At 72.0% G+C, this 25,796-nt stretch carries 23 protein-coding genes; 12 read left to right on the top strand and 11 right to left on the bottom strand.

The window, feature by feature from the left end; translation table 11 throughout:
- Positions 1–7 precede the first annotated feature (7 nt).
- On the bottom strand, positions 8–886 hold the full coding sequence (locus tag DWB05_RS00215) for a transglutaminase family protein (RefSeq protein WP_114373708.1): 879 nt from the start codon (positions 884–886) through the stop codon (positions 8–10).
- Positions 883–3,222, bottom strand: a complete 2,340-nt coding sequence (locus DWB05_RS00210; protein WP_114373705.1) for a circularly permuted type 2 ATP-grasp protein — start codon at positions 3,220–3,222, stop codon at positions 883–885. The genes DWB05_RS00215 and DWB05_RS00210 overlap by 4 nt, the downstream gene beginning before the upstream one ends.
- 106 nt (positions 3,223–3,328) lie before the next feature.
- On the opposite strand from DWB05_RS00210, the gene DWB05_RS00205 reads away from it, so the two are divergent.
- On the top strand, positions 3,329–4,534 hold the full coding sequence (locus tag DWB05_RS00205; protein WP_114373702.1) for an acyl-CoA dehydrogenase: 1,206 nt from the start codon (positions 3,329–3,331) through the stop codon (positions 4,532–4,534).
- 18 nt (positions 4,535–4,552) lie between these two features.
- On the opposite strand, the gene DWB05_RS00200 is transcribed toward DWB05_RS00205, so the two are convergent.
- Positions 4,553–5,440 carry a class I SAM-dependent methyltransferase gene (locus tag DWB05_RS00200; protein ID WP_232818326.1) on the bottom strand — a complete coding sequence of 296 codons (888 nt, stop codon included), beginning with the start codon at positions 5,438–5,440 and terminating at the stop codon, positions 4,553–4,555.
- Between the two features lie 41 nt (positions 5,441–5,481).
- Here DWB05_RS00200 and DWB05_RS00195 point away from each other — a divergent pair, with 41 nt between their 5' ends.
- From DWB05_RS00195 to folE, 3 genes are all read left to right on the top strand, one after another.
- A complete protein-coding gene (locus DWB05_RS00195; RefSeq protein ID WP_232818325.1) occupies positions 5,482–6,726 on the top strand; it encodes a class I SAM-dependent RNA methyltransferase in 1,245 nt (414 codons plus the stop codon).
- Positions 6,727–6,770: 44 nt separating this feature from the next.
- A complete protein-coding gene (locus tag DWB05_RS00190) occupies positions 6,771–7,781 on the top strand; it encodes an alpha/beta fold hydrolase (protein WP_114373696.1) in 1,011 nt (336 codons plus the stop codon).
- 146 nt (positions 7,782–7,927) lie between these two features.
- Positions 7,928–8,575 carry a GTP cyclohydrolase I FolE gene (folE, locus tag DWB05_RS00185; protein ID WP_114373694.1) on the top strand — a complete coding sequence of 216 codons (648 nt, stop codon included), beginning with the start codon at positions 7,928–7,930 and terminating at the stop codon, positions 8,573–8,575.
- A 246-nt stretch (positions 8,576–8,821) separates the two neighbouring features.
- On the opposite strand, the gene DWB05_RS15175 is transcribed toward folE, so the two are convergent.
- A complete protein-coding gene (locus DWB05_RS15175) occupies positions 8,822–8,950 on the bottom strand; it encodes a hypothetical protein (protein ID WP_269815546.1) in 129 nt (42 codons plus the stop codon).
- Between the two features lie 154 nt (positions 8,951–9,104).
- Here DWB05_RS15175 and DWB05_RS00180 point away from each other — a divergent pair, with 154 nt between their 5' ends.
- On the top strand, positions 9,105–9,950 hold the full coding sequence (locus DWB05_RS00180) for an MBL fold metallo-hydrolase (protein ID WP_114373691.1): 846 nt from the start codon (positions 9,105–9,107) through the stop codon (positions 9,948–9,950).
- Here DWB05_RS00180 and DWB05_RS00175 read toward each other — a convergent pair.
- A complete protein-coding gene (locus tag DWB05_RS00175) occupies positions 9,947–10,663 on the bottom strand; it encodes an NUDIX hydrolase (RefSeq protein ID WP_114373688.1) in 717 nt (238 codons plus the stop codon). The genes DWB05_RS00180 and DWB05_RS00175 overlap by 4 nt on opposite strands.
- Before the next feature lie 83 nt (positions 10,664–10,746).
- On the opposite strand from DWB05_RS00175, the gene DWB05_RS00170 reads away from it, so the two are divergent.
- Entirely contained in the window at positions 10,747–11,595 is an 849-nt protein-coding gene (locus DWB05_RS00170) for a TrmH family RNA methyltransferase (protein WP_114374207.1), read from the top strand.
- A 36-nt stretch (positions 11,596–11,631) separates the two neighbouring features.
- Here DWB05_RS00170 and DWB05_RS00165 read toward each other — a convergent pair whose 3' ends face one another.
- The 4 genes from DWB05_RS00165 to DWB05_RS14765 all read right to left on the bottom strand — a co-directional run bounded on the left by DWB05_RS00165 (position 11,632) and on the right by DWB05_RS14765 (position 16,540).
- Positions 11,632–12,333 (bottom strand): hypothetical protein, encoded by a 702-nt coding sequence (locus DWB05_RS00165; RefSeq protein ID WP_114373685.1) that lies wholly within the window; start codon positions 12,331–12,333, stop codon positions 11,632–11,634.
- Between the two features lie 233 nt (positions 12,334–12,566).
- Positions 12,567–13,781, bottom strand: coding sequence for a PEP-CTERM sorting domain-containing protein (locus tag DWB05_RS00160; RefSeq protein WP_198669005.1), 1,215 nt, complete (start codon positions 13,779–13,781; stop codon positions 12,567–12,569).
- A gap of 387 nt (positions 13,782–14,168) precedes the next feature.
- Positions 14,169–15,416, bottom strand: a complete 1,248-nt coding sequence (locus DWB05_RS00155) for a tetratricopeptide repeat protein (protein ID WP_114373679.1) — start codon at positions 15,414–15,416, stop codon at positions 14,169–14,171.
- An 83-nt stretch (positions 15,417–15,499) separates the two neighbouring features.
- Positions 15,500–16,540 (bottom strand): PEP-CTERM sorting domain-containing protein, encoded by a 1,041-nt coding sequence (locus DWB05_RS14765; RefSeq protein WP_198669004.1) that lies wholly within the window; start codon positions 16,538–16,540, stop codon positions 15,500–15,502.
- Between the two features lie 424 nt (positions 16,541–16,964).
- Here DWB05_RS14765 and DWB05_RS00145 point away from each other — a divergent pair, with 424 nt between their 5' ends.
- The gene (locus DWB05_RS00145; protein ID WP_114373676.1) at positions 16,965–18,092 is read left to right on the top strand and encodes a DSD1 family PLP-dependent enzyme; all 1,128 of its coding nucleotides are present in this window, start codon (positions 16,965–16,967) and stop codon (positions 18,090–18,092) included.
- Positions 18,093–18,104: 12 nt separating this feature from the next.
- Here the strand turns inward: DWB05_RS00145 and DWB05_RS00140 are convergent, their stop codons facing one another.
- A complete protein-coding gene (locus tag DWB05_RS00140) occupies positions 18,105–19,343 on the bottom strand; it encodes a D-alanyl-D-alanine carboxypeptidase (protein ID WP_114374205.1) in 1,239 nt (412 codons plus the stop codon).
- Between the two features lie 274 nt (positions 19,344–19,617).
- On the opposite strand from DWB05_RS00140, the gene DWB05_RS00135 reads away from it, so the two are divergent.
- From DWB05_RS00135 to gph, 5 genes are all read left to right on the top strand, one after another.
- Positions 19,618–20,115 carry a phasin family protein gene (locus DWB05_RS00135; protein ID WP_114373673.1) on the top strand — a complete coding sequence of 166 codons (498 nt, stop codon included), beginning with the start codon at positions 19,618–19,620 and terminating at the stop codon, positions 20,113–20,115.
- Between the two features lie 219 nt (positions 20,116–20,334).
- Positions 20,335–20,667 (top strand): ATP-dependent Clp protease adapter ClpS, encoded by a 333-nt coding sequence (gene clpS, locus DWB05_RS00130; RefSeq protein WP_114373669.1) that lies wholly within the window; start codon positions 20,335–20,337, stop codon positions 20,665–20,667.
- 127 nt (positions 20,668–20,794) lie between these two features.
- A complete protein-coding gene (gene clpA, locus DWB05_RS00125) occupies positions 20,795–23,146 on the top strand; it encodes an ATP-dependent Clp protease ATP-binding subunit ClpA (protein WP_114373666.1) in 2,352 nt (783 codons plus the stop codon).
- Positions 23,147–23,226: 80 nt separating this feature from the next.
- Positions 23,227–24,180 carry a restriction endonuclease gene (locus tag DWB05_RS00120; RefSeq protein WP_114373663.1) on the top strand — a complete coding sequence of 318 codons (954 nt, stop codon included), beginning with the start codon at positions 23,227–23,229 and terminating at the stop codon, positions 24,178–24,180.
- Between the two features lie 105 nt (positions 24,181–24,285).
- Positions 24,286–24,936 carry a phosphoglycolate phosphatase gene (gene gph, locus DWB05_RS00115; RefSeq protein WP_114373659.1) on the top strand — a complete coding sequence of 217 codons (651 nt, stop codon included), beginning with the start codon at positions 24,286–24,288 and terminating at the stop codon, positions 24,934–24,936.
- Positions 24,937–24,964: 28 nt separating this feature from the next.
- Here gph and phaR read toward each other — a convergent pair whose 3' ends face one another.
- Positions 24,965–25,582, bottom strand: coding sequence for a polyhydroxyalkanoate synthesis repressor PhaR (gene phaR / locus DWB05_RS00110; protein ID WP_114373656.1), 618 nt, complete (start codon positions 25,580–25,582; stop codon positions 24,965–24,967).
- Positions 25,583–25,796 lie beyond the last annotated feature (214 nt).

Genomic DNA, 25,796 nt, shown 5'->3' with positions numbered 1-25,796 from the left:
CGGCGGATCATTCCGCAAGCGGGTCGAGATCGACGCTGACCGAGAGGCTGTGCCGCCCGCCGCCGAGGATGATCCCCCGCACCGGCGAGACGTCCGCGTAGTCCCGCCCCCAGCCGAGCACCACGTGCTCATCGTGCACGACGAGGTCGTTGGTGGGGTCGAGATCGACCCAGCCATGGTCGGGCCCGAGCCAGGCGCCGACCCAAGCGTGGCTCTGGTCCGCCCCGCGCCGCCGTTCTGCCCCGGGCTTGGGGCGGGTTCGGATGTAGCCCGAGACGTAGCGGGCCGGAATGCCCAAGGCCCGCAGCCCGCCGATCATCAGGTGCGCGAAGTCCTGGCACACACCCGCCCGGCTCTGCATCACCTGGGCGATCGGTGTGGCGAGCGTGGTCGCCCCGGGGCGGAAGGCGAAGTCGCGCTTGATTCGTCCGGTGAGTTCGATGAGCCCTTCGAGGATCGGGCGACCCGGCGGGAACGATTCGAGGACGTAGCGGCCGGCCTGGCCGTCGCGCGGGGCCATCGGCGAGGAGACGGCGAATTCCGCCGCCGCCCAGGCCCTCGGCCCGCCCGAGGCGGCGAGGTCGCGCACCACTTCCCAGGGCGGGGTCGCACCCGGTTCGGGTGGAGGCGGGAAGGCGACCTCCACCTCGGCTTCCAGCGTCACCACGAACTCGGCGTGCGGTTCGGTGTGGAACAGCCAGGTGGCGACGTTGCCGAAATGATCCTCTGCCGTGACGGTGCGGGCCGGCGCGGGCTCGCTCCTGATCGTCGCGGCGAGCACTCTTTGCCCCGGCAACGGGCGCGGGGTGAGGTGGAGGAGATGGGCGGCGAGGTCGACCGCCTCGCCGTAGGCGTAGGCCGTGCGGTGGACGACGCGGTACCTCACCCCATCGGCTCCGCGCTTTCGGCACCGAAACCGACAGCGTGCGAGGCGGGCACATGGCTGAAGTAGCGCCGCGCGATCGCCTCCGACAGCGCCGCCGTCCGTTCCGCCACGGCGCGCAGCGGTTCGGGCAGGAAAACCGCTTCGACGGCCGGTTCCGCCGAAGCCGCGACCCGTTCCACCATCGCCTCGACCTCGGCCCGTAGCCCGCGCGCGGCTTGGGCGAGATCCCCCTCCGGCAGGCCCTGCACTTCGGAGAGCCGCTCCACGATCTGGGCGAACTGGAAGGCGATCGCGCGCGGGTTGGTGGGATCCGCCAGCACGAGATCGAGCACCGGGGCGGGCTGGACGGCGGCGAGGTAGCGCGAGCGATAGGTGATCAGCGAGTCGCAGAGCTCAAGGGCGAGGGCGAGCCCGGACTCGATCCGTGCGGGGGGCAGGTCGAGCACGCGGGCGAGGTCGCGCGCCGTGTTCGCCGCGCGCTCGATCCGCCGGCCGAGGTCGAGGAACATCCAGCCGCCGCCGCGGACCATGTTCTCCGCCGCAATGCCCGCCATCCCGGCCGAGAAGCGCAGGCAGGCGGCGGTCGCTTCGGCGAGCAGTTCGAGATCGCGCTCGACCCTCTCGAGCGCGCCGCGGGCCTCCGCCGAGAGATGGGCCAGCGTCGCCCACATGTCGGCGGTGAAACGATCGCGCACCGCGCGGGCGAGGCGGCCGATGCGCTCGAACAGGTCGGGCAGACTGTGGTGCGGCCGGCAGGCGGAGAGGAGGGCGCGCGGCAAGAGCGCCCCGTCGGGCGGGGCGGCCGCCACCTCGGCGCCGATCAGCCCGGCCTCGGCGAGACAGGCCGCGAGCGCGCGCAGTTCGGCGAGATCGCGCGGCAGCAGCGAGCCCCGGCCGAGCCGAACCAGCACGGCGCGGATCAGGCGTGCCGCGTTCTCCAGTCGCTCGACGTAGCGGCCGAGCCAGTAGAGGTCGTCGGCCACGCGCGAGGGGAGTTCGGCCGAGGCGCGGCGGATGGCGAGCGGCGGCGCGGCGAGGGCGGGGGGGCCGATCAGGTCGCTCTCCTCTTCGGCCAGGACCCAGACGTCCTTCGCCACTCCCCGTTCGGGCAGACCGCGCGCCGGGTCGGCACTCGGCTCGAGCACGCGGGCGAGGCCGCCCGGCATCACCCGCCAGGTCCCGCCGGGCTCGCGGATGGCGAACAGCCGCAGCGCAAGCGGCCGCGGCACGAGGCCCGCAGCCTCGAAGGTCGGCGCCACCGAGGGCGTGATCGCTTCGCCGGGGCGAAGCGCGGGCAGGGCCAAGGCTTCGCCGAACAGGTGTTCGGCGAGCCTCGGCAGGGCGGCGGCGATCGCGGGCGAGGCGGCGACATCGCTGCCCGGATCGTTGACGATGCGCACGCCGCCCGTCCGCGCCGCATCGAGCAGACCCGCCACGCCGAGCAGCGAATCGGGCGCAAGTTCGAGCGGATCGACGAGCCTGCCTTCGATGCCGCGCAGGATGACGTCGATCGGCATCAGGCCCTTGAGCGTCTTGAGGAACACCCGCCCGTCGCGGGCGGTGAGGTCGGCTCCCTCCACCAGCACGCAGCCGAGGTCGCGCGCCAGCAGCACGTGCTCGAACCAGGCCTCGTGCGCGGTGCCGGCGGTGAGGAGCGCGATGCGCGGGTTCGCCTCCGCCGCGGCACGCTGCAGCGAATCCGCCCAGGCCTCGAAGAAGGGGCGGAGTTCGCGCACACGGGCGAAGCGGAAGGCTTCCGGGGCGAGGGAGGCGAGCAGGCGACGGTTCTCGCGGGCGAGCCCCGCTCCCGCCGGCACGCCCGGCCGGTCGGCGACCACGCGCCAGACCCCGTCGGCGCCGCGCACGAGGTCGCAGGCGAGCATGGCAAGACGCGGGCCGGGCAGCGGCGGAGCGCGACAGGGGCGCAGGAAGGCGAGGTCGGCGAAGATGGGTGCCGGCGCGATCAGCCCCTCGGCGAGCAGCCGCTGCGGCCCGTAGAGGTCTTCCAGCACCTCGGCGAGCAGCCGGGCGCGCTGCGCGAGGCCTTCGGCGAGGCGGGCGAACTCTGTCGCGCCGAGAACGAGCGGCACCGGGTCGCAGCGCCAGGGCGGCTCGACCCGACCGCTCGCCCGCTCCGACGGCAGCAGGGCCGCGACTCCGTCCTCGGCCAGCGCCCGCTCCAGGCGGAGGGCGCGGGTGGCGAGCCCCCCCTCAGGGAGGGAGGCGAGCAGCGCCGCGACGCCACGCCAGGCGGGCCGCACCCTGCCCTGGCCGTCCACCATCTCGTCCCAGACGGAGGCGGCGGGCGGAGCGGGGGCGGGGGCGTCGGGCGGCATCGGCCTCGGCGGTATAGCGCGCGGGGCTCCCCCCGTCGCGTCCCCGTTCCCCTTTGCCTCGCGCCCCGACGCTCTATAGTCCGCCGAGGACAGGGAGAGACGCGCGATGAACGTGATCAGCCCCCCCGCCAGGACGGCGCCCAAGTTCCTCTGGGAGGACCCGCTCCTGCTCGAGGACCAGCTCACCGAGGAGGAGCGGATGATCCGCGACACCGCGCGCGACTACGCCCAGTCGCGCCTGATGCCGCGCGTGCTCTCCGCCTTCCGCGAGGAGCGGTTCGATCGCGAGATCATGACGGAGTACGGCGAACTCGGCTTCCTCGGCGCCACCCTGGATTCGCACGGCTGCGCCGGCATCTCCCACGTCGCCTACGGGCTGATCGCGCGCGAGATCGAGCGGGTTGATTCCGGTTACCGTTCGGCGTTCTCGGTGCAGTCCTCGCTCGTGATGTACCCGATCTGGGCCTTCGGGTCGGAGGAGCAGAAGGACCGCTGGCTGCCCGGGCTGCGCACGGGGGAGATCGTCGGCTGCTTCGGGCTGACCGAACCCGACGCCGGTTCCGACCCCGGTGCGATGCGCACCCGCGCGCGCAAGGTTCCCGGCGGTTGGGTGCTGTCGGGGTCGAAGACCTGGATCAGCAACTCCCCGATCGCCGACCTCTTCCTCGTCTGGGCGAAGGACGAGGAAGGGAAGGTGCGCGGGTTCCTGATCCCGAAGGGCACGAAGGGCCTCTCCGCGCCGAAGATCGAGGGCAAGTTCAGCCTGCGCGCCTCCTCGACCGGCATGATCATGCTGGAGGACGTCGAGGTGGGGGAGGATGCGCTGCTGCCCGGCGTGGTCGGGCTGAAGGGGCCGTTCTCCTGCCTGAACAAGGCGCGCTACGGCATCGCCTGGGGCGTGATGGGGGCGGCCGAGTTCTGCTGGCACGCGGCGCGCAGCTACACGCTCGAGCGGCAGATGTTCGGCCGTCCGCTCGCCGCCACGCAGTTGATCCAGAAGAAGCTCGCCGACATGCAGACCGAGATCGCGCTCGGGCTGCAGGGGTGTCTCAGGCTCGGGCGGCTGATGGACGAGGGGCGCGCCGCGCCGGAGATGATTTCGCTGCTCAAGCGTAACAACTGCGGCAAGGCGCTGGAGATCGCGCGGGCCTCGCGCGACATGCACGGCGGCAACGGCATCGTCGACGAGTATCACGTCATCCGCCACCTGCTGAACCTGGAGACGGTGAACACCTACGAGGGCACGCACGACATCCACGCCCTCATCCTCGGGCGGGCGCAGACGGGGTTGTCGGCGTTCGGCAACGGCTGACGGCGGGCGGAGAGGCGGTCAGGCCGTCGCGTGGCGGGCGGCGAGGATGAGGCCGCGGGTGAGCAAATCCTCCTCGCTGCGCGCGCGGAACGTTGCGTGCAGCGCCCGCCGCGGGGTCGGGATCGCGGCCCAGGTCTCGCGATGGATCACCTCCGTCGCCAGCCCGGCCTCGGCGAACAGCGCGAGCAGCTCCGAGGGGGCGATGCGGTTGGTGTAGAAGCCCGAACGGGCCGCGAACCAATCCGCCTCCCACAAGCGCGGGGAGAAGCGGAGGTTGTTCAGCGCCCCGCCCAGGTGGTCGGAGAAATCAACGCCGTGCACCATCACGCCATCGGGGTTGAGCAGCCGGGCGAGTTCGGCGAGGGTGGCAGGAAGGTCGGCCAGCCGCACGTGCTCGAGCACCGCATTCGACCAGACGAGATCCACACTCGCCGCGGGCAGGGCGCGAAGATCTTCGACCCCCCGCGTCAAGTAGCGTACGTTCATCGCCGCCAGCGCCTCTTCCGCCGTCGACGCCTGCGCGAGCGGCAGCGGGCGCAGGCCCCGCGCGCGCAGCAAGCCGTCGAGCCCTTTCAGCCCCTCGAGCGTGGTGGTGGCGAACGGCCCGACGTCGCAGGCGAGGATACGTCCCGCCCCGAAGCCCCAGGCGGCGACGGCGGCGAGCAAGGAATCGCCGGGCCCGAGTTCGAGCACGGTGAAGCCAGAGGGAAGTGGCGCGTGCGCCGCGGCGACCGCATGGATGCCGGCGAAGGTCGCCAGCGCACGGTCCGGGCGGTCCATGGTGCCGTGGCGGAACAGGTTGGCGCGCGCCCAAGTTCCGTAGCCGACCGGCAGCCGTGACAGCACCAGCTTCGCCGCGATCTTTCCCCACCAGGGGACGGCAGCCTTCAGGCGATCGGAAATCACGCGCGCCCGCTTCGCACGCGTCCGTCCCGCTGTCCATCGCGGTGACGATCGAGCGCCTCGGCGCAGCCGGCGACGGGGTCGCGCGTCTTCCGGACGGGCGAGTCCTCTACGTCCCGGGCGCCTTGCCGGGCGAGCGCGTCGCGGTGGCGGTCGGGGGCCGGCGCGGCGAGGGGCTGGCCGGGCGGCTGATCGACATCCCGGGTCCGTCGCCGGATCGCGTCCGCGCGCCCTGCCCGCATTTCGGCGTCTGTGGCGGCTGCGCGCTGCAGCACCTCGCGCCGGCCGCCTACGCGGAGTGGAAGCGCGGGCTTCTGGTCGCTGCCTTGCAGCGGGCGGGGTTCCCCGAGGCCGCCGTCTCCCCGCTCGTTCCCGCCGAGCCCGGCACGCGGCGACGGGCGGAGTTTGCTCTGCGCCCCGGTGTGGCCGGCTTCCATGCCCGCGCCAGCGCGGCGGTGGTGGACGTGCCGGGCTGCCTCGTCCTCGCGCCCCCCCTGCTCGCCCTCGCCGAGGCGTTGCGCGCGCTCGACCTCGGCTTGCTCCGCCCCCGGGCGGAAGCGCAGGCCAACCTGGCCGAGACGGGGCTTGATGTCGTGCTCCGCCTCGGGCGGGACCCGGACCGGGTGGCGCGCGAGACCCTCGCCCGCTTCGCCGGCGCCGCCGACCTCGCCCGCCTGTCGGTCGACCTCGGCGACGGTCCTGTTCCCCTCGTGGTTCGCCGCCCGCCGCGCCTGACCTTCGACGGCGTTGCGGTCGAGCCCCCGCCCGGAGCCTTCCTGCAGGCGACGGTGGAGGGCGAACGGGCGATCGTCAGCGCGGTGCTGGCCGAACTCGCCGACCTGCCCGAGCGGGCGCGGGTCGCCGACCTCCATGCCGGCATCGGTACCATCACCTTTCCGCTCGCCGCGCGGTTTCGCGTCGTGGCCATCGACGGGGACGGGCCGGCCACGTCCGCCCTCTCGACCGCCGCGCGGCGGGCCTGGCTTGCCCCGCGCGTCGCAGTCGAGACGCGCGATCTCTCGCTCCGTCCCCTCACCGGCGACGAGCTCACACGCTTCGATGCCGTGGTGCTCGATCCGCCGCGCGAAGGGGCGAAGGTGCAGGCTCAGGCGCTCGCCGCCGCGCCGCCCTCCCTCCGCCGGGTCGTCTATGTCTCCTGCAACCCCGCCGCGCTCGCGCGCGACGGGCGGATCCTCGCCGCCGGCGGCTGGCGCGCCATCCGTGCCGTTCCCATCGACCAGTTCCTGTGGGCACCGCATCTCGAATCCGTCGTCGTGTTTGCGCGCTGAGCCTCGCGCTTGCGCTTGGCGGCTGCGGCGAGGCGGCGCGGCTCTTGTCCGACATCGAGGCGGGGCCTGCGCCCTCCGCCCTCAAGCGCGAAACCCCGGCACCCGTGCTGGAGCCGTGGCCGGTGCCGGGGACGGCGGCGGATCTCTGGCGGCCCGGACCTGGAGCGAAGGCGCACGCGCGTCTCGTCCTCGTGCCGGGCCTCTCCGAGGCCGGACGACGCGATGCCCGGCTGGTGCCGCTGGCGCAGAGCCTCGCCCGCGTGGGGTTCCTCGTCCTCGTGCCCGATCTGCCGGCGGCGCGCCGTCTCGCGGTCTCCGCCTCCGACGCCGAGGCGATCGCCGCCGCCATCCTCGCCCTGCCGGACGGTCCCGGGCCCGCGGGGCTCGCCGCCATCTCCTATGCGGCAGGGCCGGCCTTCCTCGCCGCACTCCGCCCCGAGGTCGGCGGCCGGCTCGATTTCATCGCCACCCTCGGCGCCTATCACGACACGGAGGCCTTCCTCACCTTCCTCGCCACCGGTGCCTACCGCGATGGGGACGTCTGGCGCTTCGGTCGGCCGCGGCCCGAAGCGCTGTGGCTGTTCGTGCTGGCCAACGCCACCAACCTGCCCGATCCGCGCGAGGCGTACTGGCTGCGCGCGGCGGCGGATTCCCGTCTGCGCGGCCTTGCCCTGCCGGGCCCGCCGCCGGGTCCAGCGGCAGCGGCCGTGCTCGCGCTTGCCGAGGAACGCGACCGGGAGGCAATCCCGGCCCGCCTCGCCGCCCTGCCCAGGCCGATCCGCGCCGAACTCGAAGCCCTCTCGCTCGCCCGCGCCGCGCTCGAGCAGCTTGCCGCCTGCGCGATCCTGATCCACGGCGAGGACGATCCCGTGATCCCGTGGACGGAGAGCCGACGCCTCGCCGAACGCCTGCCGCGCGCGCGCCTGCACCTCATCCCGGGGCTCGATCACATCGAGCCTTCGGGTCTCCCTTTGGGCGGGCGGCTCGCGCTGCTGCGGGCGGCGGAAGACCTGCTGGCGGCGCGGGACGGGCGTGACCCCTGCGCGGGGGCCTGACCCTCACGCCCGCGCGAGCGCTTGGTTGACCTCCGAGGTCGGAAACCCAGAGTCACGGGTGCTGGTTCGGGCCCACGTTCGGGGCACCGGGCTTCAGAACGACAAGAACGGACATCCCGCCAACCCAGTGCCGTGAGGTATAGGTCATGAATGTGAAGACCCCTGCTCCGCTCGCCGAGGCCCCGCTCAGCCGCCGCCGCCCGACCCGGGAGGAGGCGGAGGCCGCCGTGCGCACGCTGCTGCTGTGGGCCGGCGACGACCCGGATCGCGAAGGGCTGGTGGACACCCCTGCCCGCGTCGTGCGCGCCTACGAGGAATTCTTCTCCGGCTACGAGATCGACCCGGTCGAGCTCCTCGCCCGCACCTTCGAGGAGACCGACGGCTACGACGAGATGGTCCTGTTGCGCGACATCCGCCTCGAGAGCCACTGCGAGCACCACATGGTGCCGATCATCGGGCGGGCTCACGTCGCCTACCTGCCGCACAAGCGTGTGGTCGGCATCTCCAAGCTCGCCCGCGTCGTCGAGGCCTATGCCAAGCGGCTGCAGATCCAGGAGAAGCTGACCGCGCAGATCGCCAACACGATCAACGACGTGCTGCAGCCGAAGGGGGTGGCGGTGGTGATCGAGGCCGCGCACCAGTGCATGACGACGCGCGGCATCCACAAGCCGGGCGTCTCCATGGTGACCTCGCGCATGCTGGGCGCCTTCCGCGACGACGCCGCGACGCGGCGAGAGTTCCTCGCCATGATCGGCATGCGCGGTACGGCGGCGCGGCTCTCCGAAGAGGGCTGAGACTTCGCTAGGCGGCGGGGGCGGCGGATCCGGCTTCCCGCCCCCCGCACGAGCCGACCATCTCAGCAAGGCACGGCCCGTCTGGCGGGTCTGCCGCCCCCCCAGAGGCGCGCGACCTGACGGGCGACGAGCGCGTCGCTGGCGGTCCGATCAACCGCCGGGATGACCGCCGCGCGCGGCGTTCGGCGGGACGACCTTCGCCCGACTGGCTTCGCTGAGGGGTGAGCGTGGCCCGCCGACGGAGCCTCAGCCTCCGGCCAGCACCCTCACGAACGCGGCTCCGGCCGCCGCACGCTCCTCGCTCTCGATCACGGCGGCGGCGAGCGCGCCGAAGGCGAGCAGGGCGAACAGCACGGGCGTGACCAGGCGGAGCATCGCGATGCTTCCCTAGACCGATCTGCGGCCCAACGCGTGAAGAAAGAGTGAAGGGCTGCCGCGCGAGCCATGTTGCCCGGGCGGCGCCGAACGCGGGTGTGACCCGACGCACGCCGCCGCTGCACTGACGCCTCGCCTCGGGCAGGATCGCGCCATGCGCCCGACCTTCCTCTCCGAGCCACCGCCCGCCTACGGCGTGCCCTTCGAGGTGGCGCCGGGCATTCGTCGCATCGTCGCCCGCAACCCGAGCCCCTACACCTATCACGGCACCAACACCTGGCTCGTCGGCCGCGGCGCGGTGGCGATCATCGACCCTGGCCCCGACGATGCCGACCACCGCGACGCCATCCTCGCCGCCGTCGCCGGCGAGCGCGTCACCCACATCGTCGTCACCCACCACCACCGCGACCACGCGCCTGGGGCCGCCGCGCTCGCCCGCGCTCTCGAGGCTCCCGTCGCCGCGTGGGGCGGTCCGCGCCCGGCGACGGCGACGACGCCGCTTCCTGCCCCCGACCTCCCGCTCGCCGAGGGTGACGCGATCGAGGGGCCGGACTGGCGCCTCCTCGCCCTGCATACTCCTGGCCACGCCTCAGACCACCTCTGCTTCGCGCTCGAGGGCAGGGGGATCTTGTTCTCGGGCGACCACGTGATGGGCTGGTCGAGTTCCGTGGTCATCCCGCCTGATGGCGACATGGCGGCCTACATGGCCAACCTCGCGCGCCTGCTCGCACGCGACGAGACACTCTACCTGTGCGGCCACGGTCCGGTCTTGCCCGAGCCGCACGCCCTCGTGCGCGCCCTCCTCGCCCATCGCGAGGCGCGCGAGGCTCAAATCCTGGAGGCGGTGGCCGCCGGGGCCGACAGGATCGACGTTCTGCTCGACCGGCTCTACCCTGGGCTCGACGACCGTCTTCTCTGGGCGGCGCGGCGGACGCTCGAGGCCCACCTCGCCAAGCTGGAGGCCGAAGGGCGGCTCGCCCCCGGCCGGATCGCGCGCTAGGGCCTCGCCTCGGCCGCGAGGCGTGGCGTGCGCACCAGCCGCTCGCCGATCTCGCGCCACAGCGGCGCCTCGCTCCGGTCCGGCCGCCCGGCGTCGAGCCAGGCCGCGAGTTCCGCCAGCACCACCTGCTGCGGAACGGCGAGATCGAGCCCACGCGCCTGCGTGAGCGGAATCCAGCGCAAGTCGGACAGTTCGCCGCCACCGTTGAGCCGGCCCTGCGCCGCCTCGGCCGGGGCGGCGAAGAAGCGGGCATCGAAGCGAATCGTCATGAAGGTCGGCGTGATCAGCCGACACAGCGGCACCAGGGCGGAGGGGTCCGGCAACAGGCCGCCGGCCCGGAAGGCGGCCCACACGCCGCGGCCGGGCGATCGCGCGCCGGGCGGGGCGGGACCGGCGAGCCGGAGCCCCGTCTCCTCGTAGGTCTCGCGGATGGCGGCGGCGGCGAGCGCAGCGGCGGCGCGGCCGAAGGCGATGCTGAGCCGGGCAGGGAGGGGGGCGGCAAGCCGCACGGTGTGATCCGCCCGATCGACCGCGCCGCCGGGGAAGACGAGCCGGTTCGGCATGAACCGCGCATCCCCCCGCCGCTGGCCCATGAGCACCGCTGGGCCATCGACCGTGTCGCGCACCAGCACGAGCGAGGCTGCCGGGCGGGGCCTGGCGATCCGCTCGGGCTTCGGTCCGTGGGGGGGAAGCGGGATGGAGGCGATGTCCACGGCCGGCTGAGGCTAGGCGCGGGAGCGGGCGGCGTCCACCCCGGGGCTTGCTCGCCTTCGCCCCGTTGGGCATTCAGGGTGGCATGCGCTCCCCTGGTCCGCCTTCGCGCGAGCGTCCGCGCCCCGATCGGCCCGGCCCGCCTCGGCCCGGGGCGGACCGGCGCCACACCGCTCCGGGCGTCGCCCGGCCCTCGCGCGAGGAGGAGCAGGACCTGGTCCGGATCGCGGGGCTCGCCGCCGTCTCGGCCTTGTTTTCGCGCGCCCCGCAAAGGGTTGAGCGCTTGTTCTACGAGGAGGGGCTCCGGGAGCAGGCGGGCCCCTTCTGCAAGGTCCTCGCGCAGGCGCGCCGTCCCTACCGCATGGTGTCGCGCGCTGAGCTCGACCGCATCGCCGGCACCGCGCACCACGGCGGCATCGTCGCGGTGGCGCGGCCGAAGGCGATCCCGGCCTTCGACCCGGCGGCGGTGCTCGCCGCGCGCGACCGCTTCCCGCTCCTGCTCGTGCTGGACGGGATCGGCAACAGCCACAATCTCGGCGCGATTGCGCGCACGGCGGCCTTCTTCGGGCTCGATCGGATGGTGCTCTCCTCCCACCCCAAGCAGTGCGGGCCGTCCGATTCCGCACACCGTGTGGCCGAGGGCGGGCTCGAACACCTCACGCTCTACCGTGCCGCCCCGCTCGCCCCGGCGCTTGCGGCGATCGGCGCGGGCTTTCTGACCGTCGCCGCGGTGGCGTCGGGGGGCGAATCGCCGGACCGGTTGCCGAAGGACCGCCCCGTCACGCTCGTGCTCGGCAACGAGGAGGAGGGGCCGGCGGCGGAGACGATCACCACCTGCGCCGCGCGGGTCACCATTCCGGGGTCGGGGCGGGTGGAGAGCCTCAACGTGTCGGTCGCTGCCGGGATCCTGATCTGGGCCCTGATGCGGCGCTGAGGCGGGCGGGTCGGCGGCCCGCCCCCTCGCCCGGCGTCAGTTGCCCGTGCCGGGCGCGACCAGGATGCGGGTGCCCGGCGCGACCACCGCGGCTCCGCCCGAAGGGTTGGCGATCACCGCCGTGCCGGGGGCCTGGACCACCGCCCCTCCGGCCTGACCGGCGCCGGCGTCGCTGCGGCCGGTCGTGCTCGTGCGGGTCTGGCTCGTGGTGGTGGACGAGGTCGCGGTCGTGCTGCGCGTCGTGCTGCCCTGGGTCGTTTCGCCGCGCACGGTGGCGGACTGGCGGTTGTCGCCCTCGTTCGCGCGCTGGCCGGCCGTGCCGGACGTGGTCTGCTGGCTCGCGCGCTGGCCGGTGGTGGCGTGAGTCGCGCTGCGCGTCTCCGTCCGTTCCTCGCTCCGTTCCCCCGCCACCCTACGCTCGGTCGCCGTGCCCGAGGTGGTGGTCGTGGTCGACCGCGTCGTGGTGGTGGTGGTCGTCGTCGTGGTCGAGGAGGAGGTCGTCGAACGGCTGCCGGCCGCCTCGCGACCCACCTTCACGCCGTGCTGGCCGACGGAGACGTCGTTGCCCACCGTCACCCCACCGGGGCCGACCGAGACCGCTTCGCCGTCGTCGTCGACGACGTCGATCTGCCCGCCGGAGATGGTGACGCCGGGCACGCGGATGTCGACGAAGGCGACGGCCGCGTCGGCGGCGGCAAAGGCGAGGGCGGCGGTGGCCGCGACCAGGGGGCGACGCATGTGACGGCTTCTCCTTTTTGATCTCGTGTCGGACACTGTCTCGGAATTGTGGTTTATTCAAGGAATGAAAGATTGAAGATATCGTGACACGAGACGGGCCTCCGGGCGCTGTGGCGTCGCCGCGGAGGCGCGGCGGCGGGCCGACGTCGGACGGGCATGCTCAGCGGGCTGGCCCGCACCGCAACGGAGGCGGCGCCGCAGCACCGCCCCCCGCAACACGATGCCGCTGGTCGTCAGGCCCGGCGACGCGCGAAGCCCAAGCCCAGAAGGCCGAGGCCGAGGAGGGCGAGCGAGGCGGGCTCGGGCACGCCAACAACAGGCGGCTCGATCGGGGTTGGGTCGATCGGCGTGGGGTCGATCGGGCGCGCCGGCCGGGGGTCGAACAGCAGCGGCGTCATGGTGCCGGTGAAGCGTCCGGCGGCGGTGAAGGTGAGGTCGGTGGGGAAGGCCGTCACGTCGTTCGGATCAAGGCCTGCTTCCGGCTCGATGCCGAGGACGCGGAAGCGATCGACCCCGCCGTCGGGGAACGCGAAGACCACGCCGGCGGCGAGGCCCGCGATCGCCTCCACCCAATCCCCGGCCGTCTCGTCCCAGAGGTAGAGGTCGAACAATCCGTCGCCGATGTCGGGCAGGCTGACGCTGGCGAAGCGCGGGTCACCCGCGCCGATGGCGTAGTCGTAGCCGACGGCGACCTCGGGATCGATGCGGAACGTCGCCCCCGGCGTCACGTCGAAGTCGAAGCGGAAGATCGGGCGGTCGACCTCGGTGCCGTCGGGCAGCGTGACGCGGCCCGGTTCGACGACGGGGAGGAAAACGGGAACCGCCGGCGCGGGATCACCGCCTGGAGGGGTCGGTGACGCCGCGATGGGGGTGAAGGCGACGAAGGTGCGCGAGCGGCTGATCACGTCACCCAACCCGCCTTCAGGCAGCGGCCGACGCTCCTCGAAGTCGACGGAAAAGGCGTAGCGGCCGCCTTCACGGAGCGACAGCCCCGAGGAGAGCACGGCCGGAATGTCGTAATGCCGCGTGTCCGCCGGCAGACGATTGACGGCGTGGATCTGACGCCCGCCGTCGAGGGAGAGGTCCCAGATCCGGATGCCGACGGTGTCGACGCGCGACCCCTCGGGGGCGTCGAAGGTGATGCGCGGCGTGGTGCCGGTACCGCTGATGCCCACGTTGCGCGCGAGCCCGATGGCGTCCACCAGCGTGCCGTCGGCACGGAACAGCGACGGTGTGGCCACCGTCTGCGGGCTGTTCGCGCTACCGGGGTTGCTGATGGTCAGCGTCCAACTGCCGGCGAGCGCGGGGTTGAACCGGGTGACCGCGTTGAACTCGGCCGGAGCGGCAGGGCTGCCGATGTAGGTGAGCGGCAGACCGGCGCCGCCCTGGGTGGCGACGACGGTGGTGCCGCTCCCCTCGTCACCGTCCTGCAGTGGGTTCGGCCGCACGTAGACGCCGAGCGACTGCCAGTCGCCCGAGATGAACCGAGCGTGTTGGGGCTGAGGTTGATTCGGAAGTGGTACGGGTCGCGGAAGCGGATCTCGGCCGTGGCGGGCAGGGCGGCGAAAGCAGCGAAGGCGACGGAGGCCGCGAGGACAGCTCGGAAAGTTCGATGTGACATCGGTGCAATCTCCCCTTGTCGGCGCGTGCCGTGCGTGGCCCTGCTGTCGGGAGATCCCTCTCTCGGGAGAGGTGGCGTTCCGGACCCCCTCGGCCCGCCCACACGCGCGTATGATGCATAACCAATGACGACATCGCAACGAATGAAAGTTTGATGACATTTCGTTGCGCGCGCGCCGACCCGGCCGCCGGCGCAAGTCCTGCGCTCGGGCCGTTCAGGGCTGCAGGCGGCCCCTGTCGGCCCGAGCCAGGGCGTGCCGGGGATCGAGCACCAGCGCCCGGTCGAGATCGGCGAGGGCCCCGGCGCGGTCGCCGAGCGCTTCGCGGGCGAGGGCGCGGCGATAGTGCCGTTCGGCCGTGGGCTCTATGCCGATGGCGCGGTCGAACTGGGCTTCGGCCTCCCTCGCCTCACCGCTGCGCCGCAGGGCTTCGCCGAGGGTGGTGAGCACGGAGGGGTCGTCCGGCAGCAGGGCGGCGGCGCGGCGAGCGAGCGCGACGGCCTCCGCCGGTTCGCCCGCGCCAAGCGCGATGAGCCAGGCGAGATTGTTCAGCGCGATCGGATCCTCCGCATGCCGCTCCAGCGCCCTGCGATAGGCGAGAACCGCGCCCTGGATGTTGCCGGCCCGCTCGAGGGCCATGCCGAGACCGACCCATGGCTGGGGGATGTCGGGGCGTTCGCGCGCCGCCCGGTCGAACTCCGCGATCGCCTCGCCGGTCCTTCCCTGGCTGAGGACGAGGGCGGCGCGGGCGAGGCGGGTCTCGGTGTGATCGGCGCGTCGGGCCAGCGCGCGATCGTAGGCGGCGATCGCCTCCGCCGGTCGGCCGAGCTCGGCGAGGAGCCCGCCGCGCGCGTGATCGGGCAGGGGCGAGGTCGGATCGGCGTCCGCCGCGCGTTCGAGCATGGCGATCGCCTCCGCGGTGCGACCGGCGCGGGCGAGAGCGAGGCCGTAGCGCCAGAGCAGCCAGGCGTCGTCCGGCGTGATGGCGGCCGCCCGTTCATAGTGCGGCAGGGCGCGGTCCGGGCGGCCGAAGCGCTCGTGCCAGAGCTCGGCGGCCTCCAGCGGGTTGGCGCGCTCATCCGGCCGGGCGGCGATGGCGGCGCGGAAGGCCTGGTCCATCGCCTCGGCGTCTCCGGCCAGCGCCTTCAGCCGGCCGAGCGCGCGCCACAGCGCCGTGGCGTCGGGTGCTGCCGCCAGACCCGCCCGGAGTTCGCTCTCTGCGCGCGCCGCGTCGCCCCGGCGAGCGGCGATCTCGGCTGCGGCGAGGGCGAGGGCCGGGTCACGCGGCGCGGCGGCGCGCAGCACGGCGAGACGAAGCTCGGCCTCGCCGAAGCGTCCCTCCTCGATCAGCGCGATGACCTCGGCGAGAGGGCCGGGCAGGGGCGGATCCCCCCGCTCGAGCAGACTGGCCGCTTCGACGCGGAGGGCGAGGACGGCGAGCAGGACAACGGCGACAAGACGCATGGCGGTGACTGTGCCGGGATCGCCCCGAAACGCGAAGGGGCGGCGCCGCAGCACCGCCCCCCGCAACGGGAAGCCCCTGGTGGTCAGGCCCGGCGACGGGCGAAGCCGAGGCCGAGCAGGCCGAGGCCGAGGAGGGCCAGGGAGGCAGGCTCGGGCACGCCGACCTCGCCCGGCGGGGGCGGGGGCGGCGGCGGTGGCACGACGATTTCGCCGCCGACACCGCGGAAGGCGAAGATGAAGGTCGGCAGGTCGTCGCGACGCCTGTCGCCGAGGCTCGACTGGCCGAGGCTGTAGAGCTCGGGCCCGACCAGGGAAAGGAGAGTCAGCGCATCCGTTTCGTTCTCTCCCGCGCCGTAGAAGATCTCGAACTCGGCCTTCTCTCCCGGGTCGAGGTCGCCGAACGTGAACACGAAGAGCGAGCCGTGGTCCCTGGCAGCGGTGCCCTGCAACCCCTCCGTGTTCGGTGGCACCCCGACTCTGCCGGAGTTTGTCGCCGCGGTCATCGGGTTGGCGTTGGCGAAGCCATCGTTCGTGGCGTGAAGCAGGAAGGTGGTGGTCGGCACCCCCTTGTGCGTCACCCACTCGCTGAACTCGGTCGGCGGCACGTCCCAGTCCATCGACCGGGCGTAGCGCACGTCGGTGATCGTCGCCAAGGTCGGGTTCTCGATCGTCACGGCGGCCTTGAACAGGGCCCCCGTCGCGGTCTGCACCGCCTGGGTGAAGGCGTGCGTCACCTTCAGCCCCGAGCCGTCGGCGGTGGTGACGGAGGTGAAGGACGTTCCCGGGACGAAGGACTGCGAGACGAGCGTGATGCCGGCGTTCCCGGTATACTGACCAATTTGGTTCCCGAAACCGTTGCCGGCCACCCCCCAGGCTTCGCAGTCGCATCCCGGTGCGAGGGCATCCTGCCACCCCGTGCGCCCCCCCTGCCCGGAGAAGTTGTAGGCGATGCCGAGCGGTGACAGCGGTGCGTCAGGGTCACTGACGTAGGCGATGAGGTGGCCTTCCGGATTCAATCCGATCGCGACCTTGCCGTTGGTGCTGACCAGGAACCCTTGCGCCATCGCCGGCCCGCTGAGAGCGAGCGCGAACACCGAGCCGAGGAGCAGCGTTCGTTTCGACATTGCAACCCCTTTGCTTCCTCCACCATCCCCTGGATGCGGGGCAATTGTATGTTGACGCTCGCTAAGCAAGTTACGTGCCACTTGTGCTGGCGTCTTGAAAATCAACGGGTTCACGACAGGGACACGGCCCAACGCCGCGCCGGTGTAAAGAATTCCGACAGGGGCATGGGCCTCGGCCTGGGCCGAACGGAGGCGTTCGCCCTGTTGCCGGCACCGGGTGAAGCCGACCAGGCCATTGATTTCCCGGACGAAACCCTGGCCTTTGCGTGCCCGAGGCGCCGCCACCGGGGACGAAGCCGGGCAAGATCCCGTACCGGAGGGCTGTAAAATTCTCCGACAACCCCCGCTTCCTGCCCCCTCGCCGGCCCCGGCGCCTGAGGCTAACGTCGCGGTAACCCCTCATTCAGTCAGCCAACGGACCGCCATGCCCCTCGCCCCCCCGGCCCTGCCGGGCGATGCCGTCGACGCCATCGACACCCCGGCCCTGCTCCTCGACCTCGACGCCTTCGAAGCGAACCTCGATGCGATGGCGGCGCGCGTCGCCGGCACCGGGGTGGCGCTGCGCCCGCACGCGAAGACGCACAAGTCGTCCACCATCGCACGGATGCAGGTCGCGCGCGGCGCGGTCGGCGCCTGTGTGCAGAAGGTGGGCGAGGCCGAGGCCCTCGTCTGGGGCGGCGTGGGCAGCGTGCTCGTCTCCAACGAGGTCTGGGGCGACGCCAAGCTGCGGCGGCTGATGGGGCTCACCCGGCTCGCCGAGGTGATGGTCTGTGTGGACGACGCCGAGCAGGTCTGGGCGCTCGAGCGGGCGGCGGAGGCCTGCGGGGCGCGGATCGAGGTGCTGGTCGAGATCGACGTCGGCCAGGGCCGCTGCGGCATCGCCCCCGGCGCCCCCGCCGCCGCGCTGGCCGAGCGGGTGGCGCACTCCACCCGGCTCGGCTTCGCCGGGCTGCAGGCCTATCACGGCAAGGCGCAGCACCTGCGCAGCGACGCCGAGCGGAAAGCGGCGATCGCACACGCCGCCGCCGCCGTGCGGGAGACCCTCGCCGCCCTCACCGAGCGCGGCCTGCACGCGAGGATCGTCTCCGGCGGGGGGACGGGCGCCTTCGCGCACGAACTCGCCGCCGGGGTGTGGACGGAGCTGCAGGTCGGCTCCTACGCGCTGATGGATGCCGACTACGCCCGCAATCTCGATGCCACCGGCGCGCCGGTGCGCGACTTCGCCCAGGCCCTCTTCGTGCTCGCCACCGTGATCAGCGCGCCCGCCCCGGGCCGGGCGGTGCTCGATGTCGGCCACAAGGGGGTGGCGATCGATTCCGGCCTGCCGCTGGTGGCCGACCTGCCCGGCGTCACGGTGACCGGCGCCTCCGACGAGCACCTCACCCTCGCCTGGGATCCGGCGACCGTCACCGGGCCGAAGCTCGGAGAGAAGCTCCGCCTCATCCCCGGTCACTGCGACCCGACGGTGGATCGGCACGACTGGTTCGTCGCCGTCCGTGCCGGGCGGGTGGAGACCCTGTTCCCGATCGACGCGCGCGGCGCGATGCGCTGACGGGCGGGGCGATCAGCCGCGCGGCGCGGCGGCGGAAGCCTCGGCGGTGCGGCGCGCCCCGGTGGGGGGCGCGGCGGCGGGGCCGGCGGGCCGGATCAGTGCGCATTCCTGCCGGCTCTTGGCGCGCTGGGCGCAGAGCCGGCGGGCGTCGGCTTCCGTCAGGCCGGTCACCCGCGCCCGCCAGACCGTGCGGTTGCCGACCCGAGCCTGCTGCACCGCCACCGTGCCGGCGCCGAGGGTTCGGCGGGCGTTGACGGCCGCGCTGTGGGCTCCGGCGCGGTCGGAGAAGGCGCCGACCTGCACGGCCCAGGTGGCGGGCGGCGCGGCCTGCCGAGGGGGCGGGGCCGGGGGACGGGCCGCGGCCTGGCGCTGCGGCTCCGGGCGCGCGGTCTCGGCGCGGGCGCGGGGAAGGAGGGCGACCGGCGGCCCGGCCTGCGCCACCCGCACCCCACTCGCTCCGAAGCCCTGGTCGAGCAGGTCGGCCATGTGCTCGTCGCGCTCGGCGGAACTCGCTCCGCCCATGACGACACCGACCAGCCGCCGCCCGTCGCGCACGGCGGAGGCGACCAGATTGAACCCCGAGGCGCGGATGAAGCCGGTCTTGATCCCGTCCGCCCCCTCATAGTTGAGCAACATGCGATTGTGATTGTGCAGACGCAGGTTGCGCACCCGGGTCTCGGTGGTGGAGAACAGGCGGTACTCGGTCGGGAAGTCCTGAATCAGGCGCAGCCCCAGCACGGCCATGTCGCGCGCGGTGGTGATCTGCTCAGGATGCGGCAGGCCGGAGGCGTTGCGGAAGGTGGTGCTGGTCATGCCGAGGCTGCGCGCGCGCAGCGTCATCAGCCGGGCGAAGTTCGCCTCCGTGCCGGCGAGCGTCTCGGCGATGGCGGCCGCGGCGTCGTTGGCCGAGCGGGTGATGAGCGCGAGGGCCGCTTCCTCGAGTGTGATCCGCGTGCCCGCCGGCAGGCCGAGCTTGGAGGGCGACTGGGCGGCGGCGTGGGCGGAGAAGACGACGGGGGTCGACCAGGTGACGCGCCGGTTCCGCACCGCCTCGAACACCATGTAGGCGGTCATCATCTTGGTGAGGCTGGCGGGGTGGCGCGGCGCATCCGCGTTGACCGCCGACAGCACGCGCCCCGTGCCGGCGTCGATCACGATCGAGGCGTAGCGGTCGCTGCCGATCTGCGCGTGTACAGGCTTACCAGCGGCCACCGCGACCGCGACTAGGGAGGCTGCGATCAGCCGTCGCATCGGGCGCACGCAGGGGCGGCGAAGGCAAGCATGGCTGGCTCCGGCGTTGGGGCCGAATCGGCAGAGAGCGGAACGGTAGTGGCCGGTTTCTGCCCCTGTCCAGCCGGAATGCGGCAAAGACAAGAGGTTCCGGGCGTTTGCTTCAGCGACTGTGGCCGCAACGCCTCATGCTGCGATGCAACAAAAGCCTTGACAGCGGGCATGAGTTTTGCGAATTCGCTGCCATGCTGCGGTGCAGCAAAGCCCTTCGGTCAGTCAGCAAAGGAGCCCCGCCATGACCACGAAGAACAAGGCGATCGTCGAGACCACCGCCGAGGTGGCCGAGAAGACCATGGACCAGGTGAAGGCCGGCATGGAGCAGGCCCAGGCCGCCTTCAAGACGCAGATGGAGGAGGCGACCAAGCATGTCGCCGCCGCGCAGAAGCAGTTCGAGGCGGTGATGGAGCTCGGCCGCGGCAACCTCGAGGCGCTGCTGAAGTCGACCACCGTGCTGACGGAAGGCATGCAGGAGATCGCGCGCACCCTGCTCGCCGCGCAGCAGACCGCCTTCGACGAGACGATGGCCAACGCCAAGGCGCTCGCCTCCGCGAAGAGCCTGCGCGAGGCGATGGAGCTGCAGATGACCTTCGCCAAGGCGGCGATGGAGAAGATGATCGCCGAGGCCGGCAAGCTCTCGGAGCACGGGGCGAAGCTCGCCGAGAAGGCGATGGCGCCGGTGGCCGAGCGCGTCAACGCCGCCGTCACCACGCTGACCCGCCCCCTCGCCGCCTGATTGGCCTCGGCGGGGCGAGCCTCGACGGTTTCGGCTGCGACACGGGCCCGGCGGACGTCCTCCGCCGGGCCCTTTTCGTGCTCCGGCACCGCGTCCTCTACACGCGATCGTGCGCGCGGGCCGGCTGCGGCGCGACACCCTTTCCGCCCGCGTCCCGCATCCGATATGCTTCACGGCGGGCGCGACGGTGCGCCCGATCGGATTGCCGCATCGGGAGCGATGAGCGAGACCGACAAGCGAAACGGCTCAGGCGAGACGCCGAACACCGGCGTCGTCGTCAAGGCGCGGCCGAAGACGCGCAAGCCGAGCATGTACAAGGTCTTGATGCTGAACGACGACTACACGCCGATGGAGTTCGTCGTCCACGTGCTCGAGCGCTTCTTCAACAAGTCGCGCGAGGAGGCCACCCGCATCATGCTGCACGTCCACCGCCGCGGGGTCGGCGTGTGCGGCGTCTACACCTACGAGGTGGCGGAGACGAAGGTGACGCAGGTGATGGACCTCGCCCGCCAGCACCAGCACCCCCTCCAATGCACCATCGAGAAGGAGTGATGCGGGCGGGGACTGACATTTTTCACCAATCACCCCGCATGATGAGGGGACGCGACGCGACGGTGGCGTCGCGCGCACCCCGGACCGGCCGACGCGCGGCCGGCCTCGGGCGGAGGAGAAGGACCTGATGCTGTCGCGCAACCTCGAGCAGACTCTCCATCGCGCCCTCGCCTACGCCGCCGAACGACGCCACGAATACGCCACCCTCGAACACCTCCTCTTGTCGCTGTCCGAGGACGCCGACGCCGCCGCCGTGCTCAAGGCCTGCGCGGTGGACATCGACAAGCTCCGCCGCGACCTGATCGAGTTCCTCGACAAGGACCTCGCCGGCCTGGTCACTGACCGCCCGGGCGACCCCAAGCCCACGGCGGGTTTCCAGCGCGTCGTCCAGCGCGCCGCCATTCACGTCCAGTCCTCGGGGCGGGATGAGGTGACGGGGGCGAACGTGCTCGTCGCCCTGTTCTCCGAACGCGAGAGCCACGCCGTCTACTACCTGCAGCAGCAGGACATGACGCGGCTCGATGCAGTGAACTTCATCAGCCACGGCATCGCCAAGGTGCCCGGCAAGTCCGAACGCCGCCCGGTCCAAGGCTCGGGGTCGCACGACGACGAAGGCTCGGGCCGCGAGGAGAAGTCCTCCCGCCGCGGCCAGGAAGCCTTGGCCAACTACTGCATCAACCTCAACCGCAAGGCCGCGCAGGGCAAGATCGACCCCCTGATCGGCCGCGAGGCGGAGGTCGAGCGCACCATCCAGATCCTCTGCCGGCGCACCAAAAACAACCCACTCTACGTGGGCGACCCCGGCGTGGGCAAGACCGCGATCGCGGAGGGCCTCGCCAAGCGCATCGTCGAGGGCGACGTGCCGGAGGTGCTGGCCCGCTGCACCATCTACGCCCTCGACATGGGCGCTCTGCTCGCCGGCACCCGCTACCGCGGCGACTTCGAGGAGCGGCTGAAGGCCGTTGTTGCCGAGCTCGAGGCCCAGCCGGGCGCCATCCTGTTCATCGACGAGATCCACACCGTCATCGGCGCCGGCGCCACCTCAGGCGGCGCGATGGACGCCTCCAACCTGCTCAAGCCGGCGCTGGCTTCCGGCACGCTGCGCTGCATCGGCTCCACCACCTACAAGGAGTACCGCAACTACTTCGAGAAGGACCGCGCGCTCGTTCGCCGCTTCCAGAAGATCGACGTCGCCGAACCCTCGATCGACGACACGATCAAGATCCTCAAGGGGCTGAAGGCCAACTACGAGAAGCACCACAAGGTCCGCTACACGGACGAGGCGATCAAGGCCGCGGTCGAGCTCTCCGCCCGCTACATCCACGACCGCAAGCTGCCCGACAAGGCGATCGACGTGATCGACGAGGTGGGAGCGGCGCGCATGCTCCTGCCCGAGAACAAGCGGCGCAAGACCGTCACCGTGAAGGACGTCGAGGACATCGTCGCCAAGATCGCGCGCATCCCGCCGAAGTCGGTCTCGGCCGACGACAAGGAGGTGCTGAAGAACCTCGAGCGCGACCTCAAGGCGATGGTGTTCGGCCAGGACAAGGCGATCGAAGCGCTCTCGGCCGCGATCAAGCTCGCCCGCGCGGGCTTGCGCGACGGCGAGAAGCCGATCGGCTGCTACCTCTTCACCGGCCCCACCGGGGTGGGCAAGACCGAGGTCGCCAAGCAGCTCGCCAAGACCTTGGGGATCCAGCTCATCCGCTTCGACATGTCGGAATACATGGAGCGGCACTCGGTGTCGCGCCTGATCGGTGCCCCGCCGGGCTATGTCGGCTTCGACCAGGGTGGGTTGCTGACGGACGCGATCGACCAGAACCCGCACTGCGTGCTGCTCCTCGATGAGATCGAGAAGGCACACCCCGACCTGTTCAACATCCTTCTGCAGGTGATGGATCACGGCAAGCTCACCGACCACAACGGCAAGCAGGTCGATTTCCGCAACGTGATCCTGATCATGACCTCGAACGCCGGCGCGGCCGACATGGCCAAGCCCGCCATCGGCTTCGAACGCAGCGTGCGCGTGGGCGAGGACGAGGAGGCGGTGAAGCGGATGTTCACCCCCGAGTTCCGCAACCGCCTCGACGCGATCATTCCTTTCGCCAACCTCACGCCCGACATCGTCGCGCGCGTGGTCGACAAGTTCGTCATGCAGCTCGAGGCGCAGTTGGCGGATCGCAACGTCACCATCGAACTGACCGATGCCGCGCGCGCCTGGCTTGCCGAGAAGGGCTACGACCCGCTCTACGGCGCCCGCCCGCTCGCCCGCGTCATCCAGGAGCACATCAAGAAGCCGCTCGCCGAGGAGCTCTTGTTCGGCAAGCTCGCCAAGGGTGGTGCGGTGCGTGTGGGGCTGGATGAGGAGACGAAAACGCTGACCTTCACCTTCATCGAGGTGCCGGTGGCGGCGTTGCCGAAGCCCGAGGGCGATGCCGGCGAGGGCGACGAGGAGCGCGCGCCGGAGGTGGTGGAGTAGTCTCGCCGCCGCCAGCCTTCCGTCCGGTTTGACGGTCGGTTCGCCGCTTTCCATCCTTCCGTGTTCAGACAAGGGGTGGGGTGCCGATCCCGGACTACGAGACGCTGATGCTGCCGGTGCTTCGGTCGGTGGCCGCCGGGCCGAAGCACATCCGCGACATCTCGCGTGAGATGGCGGATCTGTTTCGCCTGACGCCGGAGGAGCGGGCGCAGGAAATCCCGTCCGGCAAGGGCGTGAGGGTGATCCACAGCCGAACCGGCTGGGCGAAGACCTACATGAAGCAGGCCGGGTTGGTGCGACAGCCGCGTCGTGGTGTGGTCGAGATCACCGACCGCGGCCGCGCGCTTTTGGCGGAGAACCCGGAGCGCATCGACACCAATCTCCTGAAGCGTTTTCCGGAATTCCGTTCGTTCCTTGAACGATCCCGCGCCTCGGCCGGTGCGGAGGCTCCGTCGAATGCCCACGTCGGCGCACCGGGTGCCGCGGAGTCTCCGGCTGTCACCGCCACCGCGGAAGAGCGGCTCGACCTCGCGGCGGCGGAACTCGACACCGCGCTGCGCGACGAGATCCTGACCCGGCTGCGTTCCTCGCCGCCCCGCTTCTTCGAACGCGTCGTGCTCGACGTGCTGAAGGCGCTGGGCTACGGCGCGGGCTCCGGCGGCGCCTCCCAGGTGGTCGGCGGCGCGGGCGATGGCGGCATCGACGGCATCATCGAAGAAGACCGGCTGGGGCTCGACCGGATCTACGTGCAGGCGAAACGGTACGGCGACGCTGCCGTCGGTGCCCCGATCATCCAGAACTTCATCGGTGCCCTGCAGATGCGCGGCGCCAACAAGGGCGTGCTGATCACCACCAGCACTTTCACCCGCCAAGCCGAGGAGGCGGCGCGCACCATCCCTTCGCTCCGCATCGTGCTGATCGACGGCGACCGCTTGGCCGACCTGATGATCCGCCACAACGTCGGCGTGCGCACCAAGCGCACCATCGAGATCAAGGATGTCGATCTGGACTACTTCGAGCCCGAGGACGCCTGACCTGCGCTCAGTCCCCGCTGTGCAAACCCTCAGCGCTTGACGCCGCCGCCCCGCCCCCCGACAAGGCGGGCCGCGCAGCACCCGCAACCACACCCCGCAGCCCCCGTGCCCACCATCCTCTTCGACCTCGACGGCACGCTCGTCGACTCCGCCCCCGACCTGCACGCCGCCGCCGACCGCATGGCCGCCTCCTTGGGCCTGCCCCCCTTCACCCGCGCCGAAATCATCTCCTGGATCGGCGACGGTGCCCGCGCCCTGATCGAGAAGGCCCTCGCCTCCCGCAACCACCCCTTCGACGAGGCGGCCTTCCAGGCCTTCCTCGCCGACTACACCGCCAACGCCGCCGTCGCCACCGAGGCCTTCCCCGGCATCGCCGCCACCCTCTCCCGCCTCGCCGATGCCGGCTTCACCCTCGCCGTCTGCACCAACAAGCCGGAGGCCGCGACGCGGGCGCTGCTCGACGCCCTCCACCTCACCCACCACTTCGCCGCCATCGGCGGCGGCGACACCTTCCCCTACCGCAAGCCCGACCCGCGCCACCTCCTCGCCACCCTCGAGGCCGCGGGCGGCGCGCCCGACTCCGCCCTGATGGTGGGCGATCACCGCAACGACGTCGAAGCGGCCAAGGGCGCGAAACTCCCCGTCGTGTTCGCCACCTGGGGCTACGGCACGCGCGCCATGGCCGACGGGGCGGACGCCATCGCCGCCCACCCGGCCGACCTCCTCTCCCTCGCGCCGCGCCTGCTCGCCGCCTGAAATCCGCCGCTCCGCGGCCGACCCGGGCTCAGCCCTTCGCCCGCGCCTTCTCGAGCGAAGCCAGCGCCGCCTTCAGCCGCTCCACCTCCTCGCGCAGCCGCGCGAGCTCGGCCTCGCGATCCTCCTCACCCCCAGTTTGCGCCGAGGGGCGATAGAACGGCGTAAACCAGGCGAAAGCCCGCTCCAGCATCGCCGCGTTCTGCCGCCCCACCTCCTCCATCGTGAAGGGGAAGAACCCCTCCATCGTCTGCTGCATCGCCCGGCGCATCTGCTCCTGCTGGCGCGCGAAGGCCCCCATCGTCATCTCGAGGTAGCGCGGCACCAGCGCCTGCAGGCTGTCGCCGTAGAAGCTGATCAGCTGGCGCAGGAAGCCGATCGGAAGCAAGGCTCGCCCCTTGCCCTCCTCCTCGACGATGATCTGGGTCAGCACCTGGCGGGTGATGTCCTCCCCGCTCTTCGCGTCATAGACGACGAACTCGCGCCCCTCCTTCACCATCTGCGCCAGATGGTCGAGGGTGACGTAGGAGGAGGCCTCGGTGTTGTAGAGGCGGCGATTGGCGTATTTCTTCACCACCACCGGGCCGGGCCCGGCGGGGGCATCGCCCGCGGGCGGTTGGGTCTCGTCCTTGCGACGTGCTTCGGCCATGGCGGACATCTTTCCTCGAGACGTCGTGCTGCGGTGCAGCCTAGCACCCCGCACGGCAGGGCACAGCCCGCAACGCGACCCTGCCCGTCACGGGGGCGAGCGTTCCTTCGCACCCGCGAACGGACTACCATCCGGCCGCGACATGGAAGGCCGGCATGGACGGATCAAGGCCCGAGGATCTCGACAGCCTCGCGCGCGACTGGATCACGCTCTG

Origin of the sequence: Elioraea thermophila (ex Habib et al. 2022), from assembly GCF_003336755.1 — a bacterium.
GTDB lineage: Bacteria > Pseudomonadota > Alphaproteobacteria > Acetobacterales > Acetobacteraceae > Elioraea > Elioraea thermophila.
This window is presented reverse-complemented; position numbering and strand designations above follow the sequence as displayed.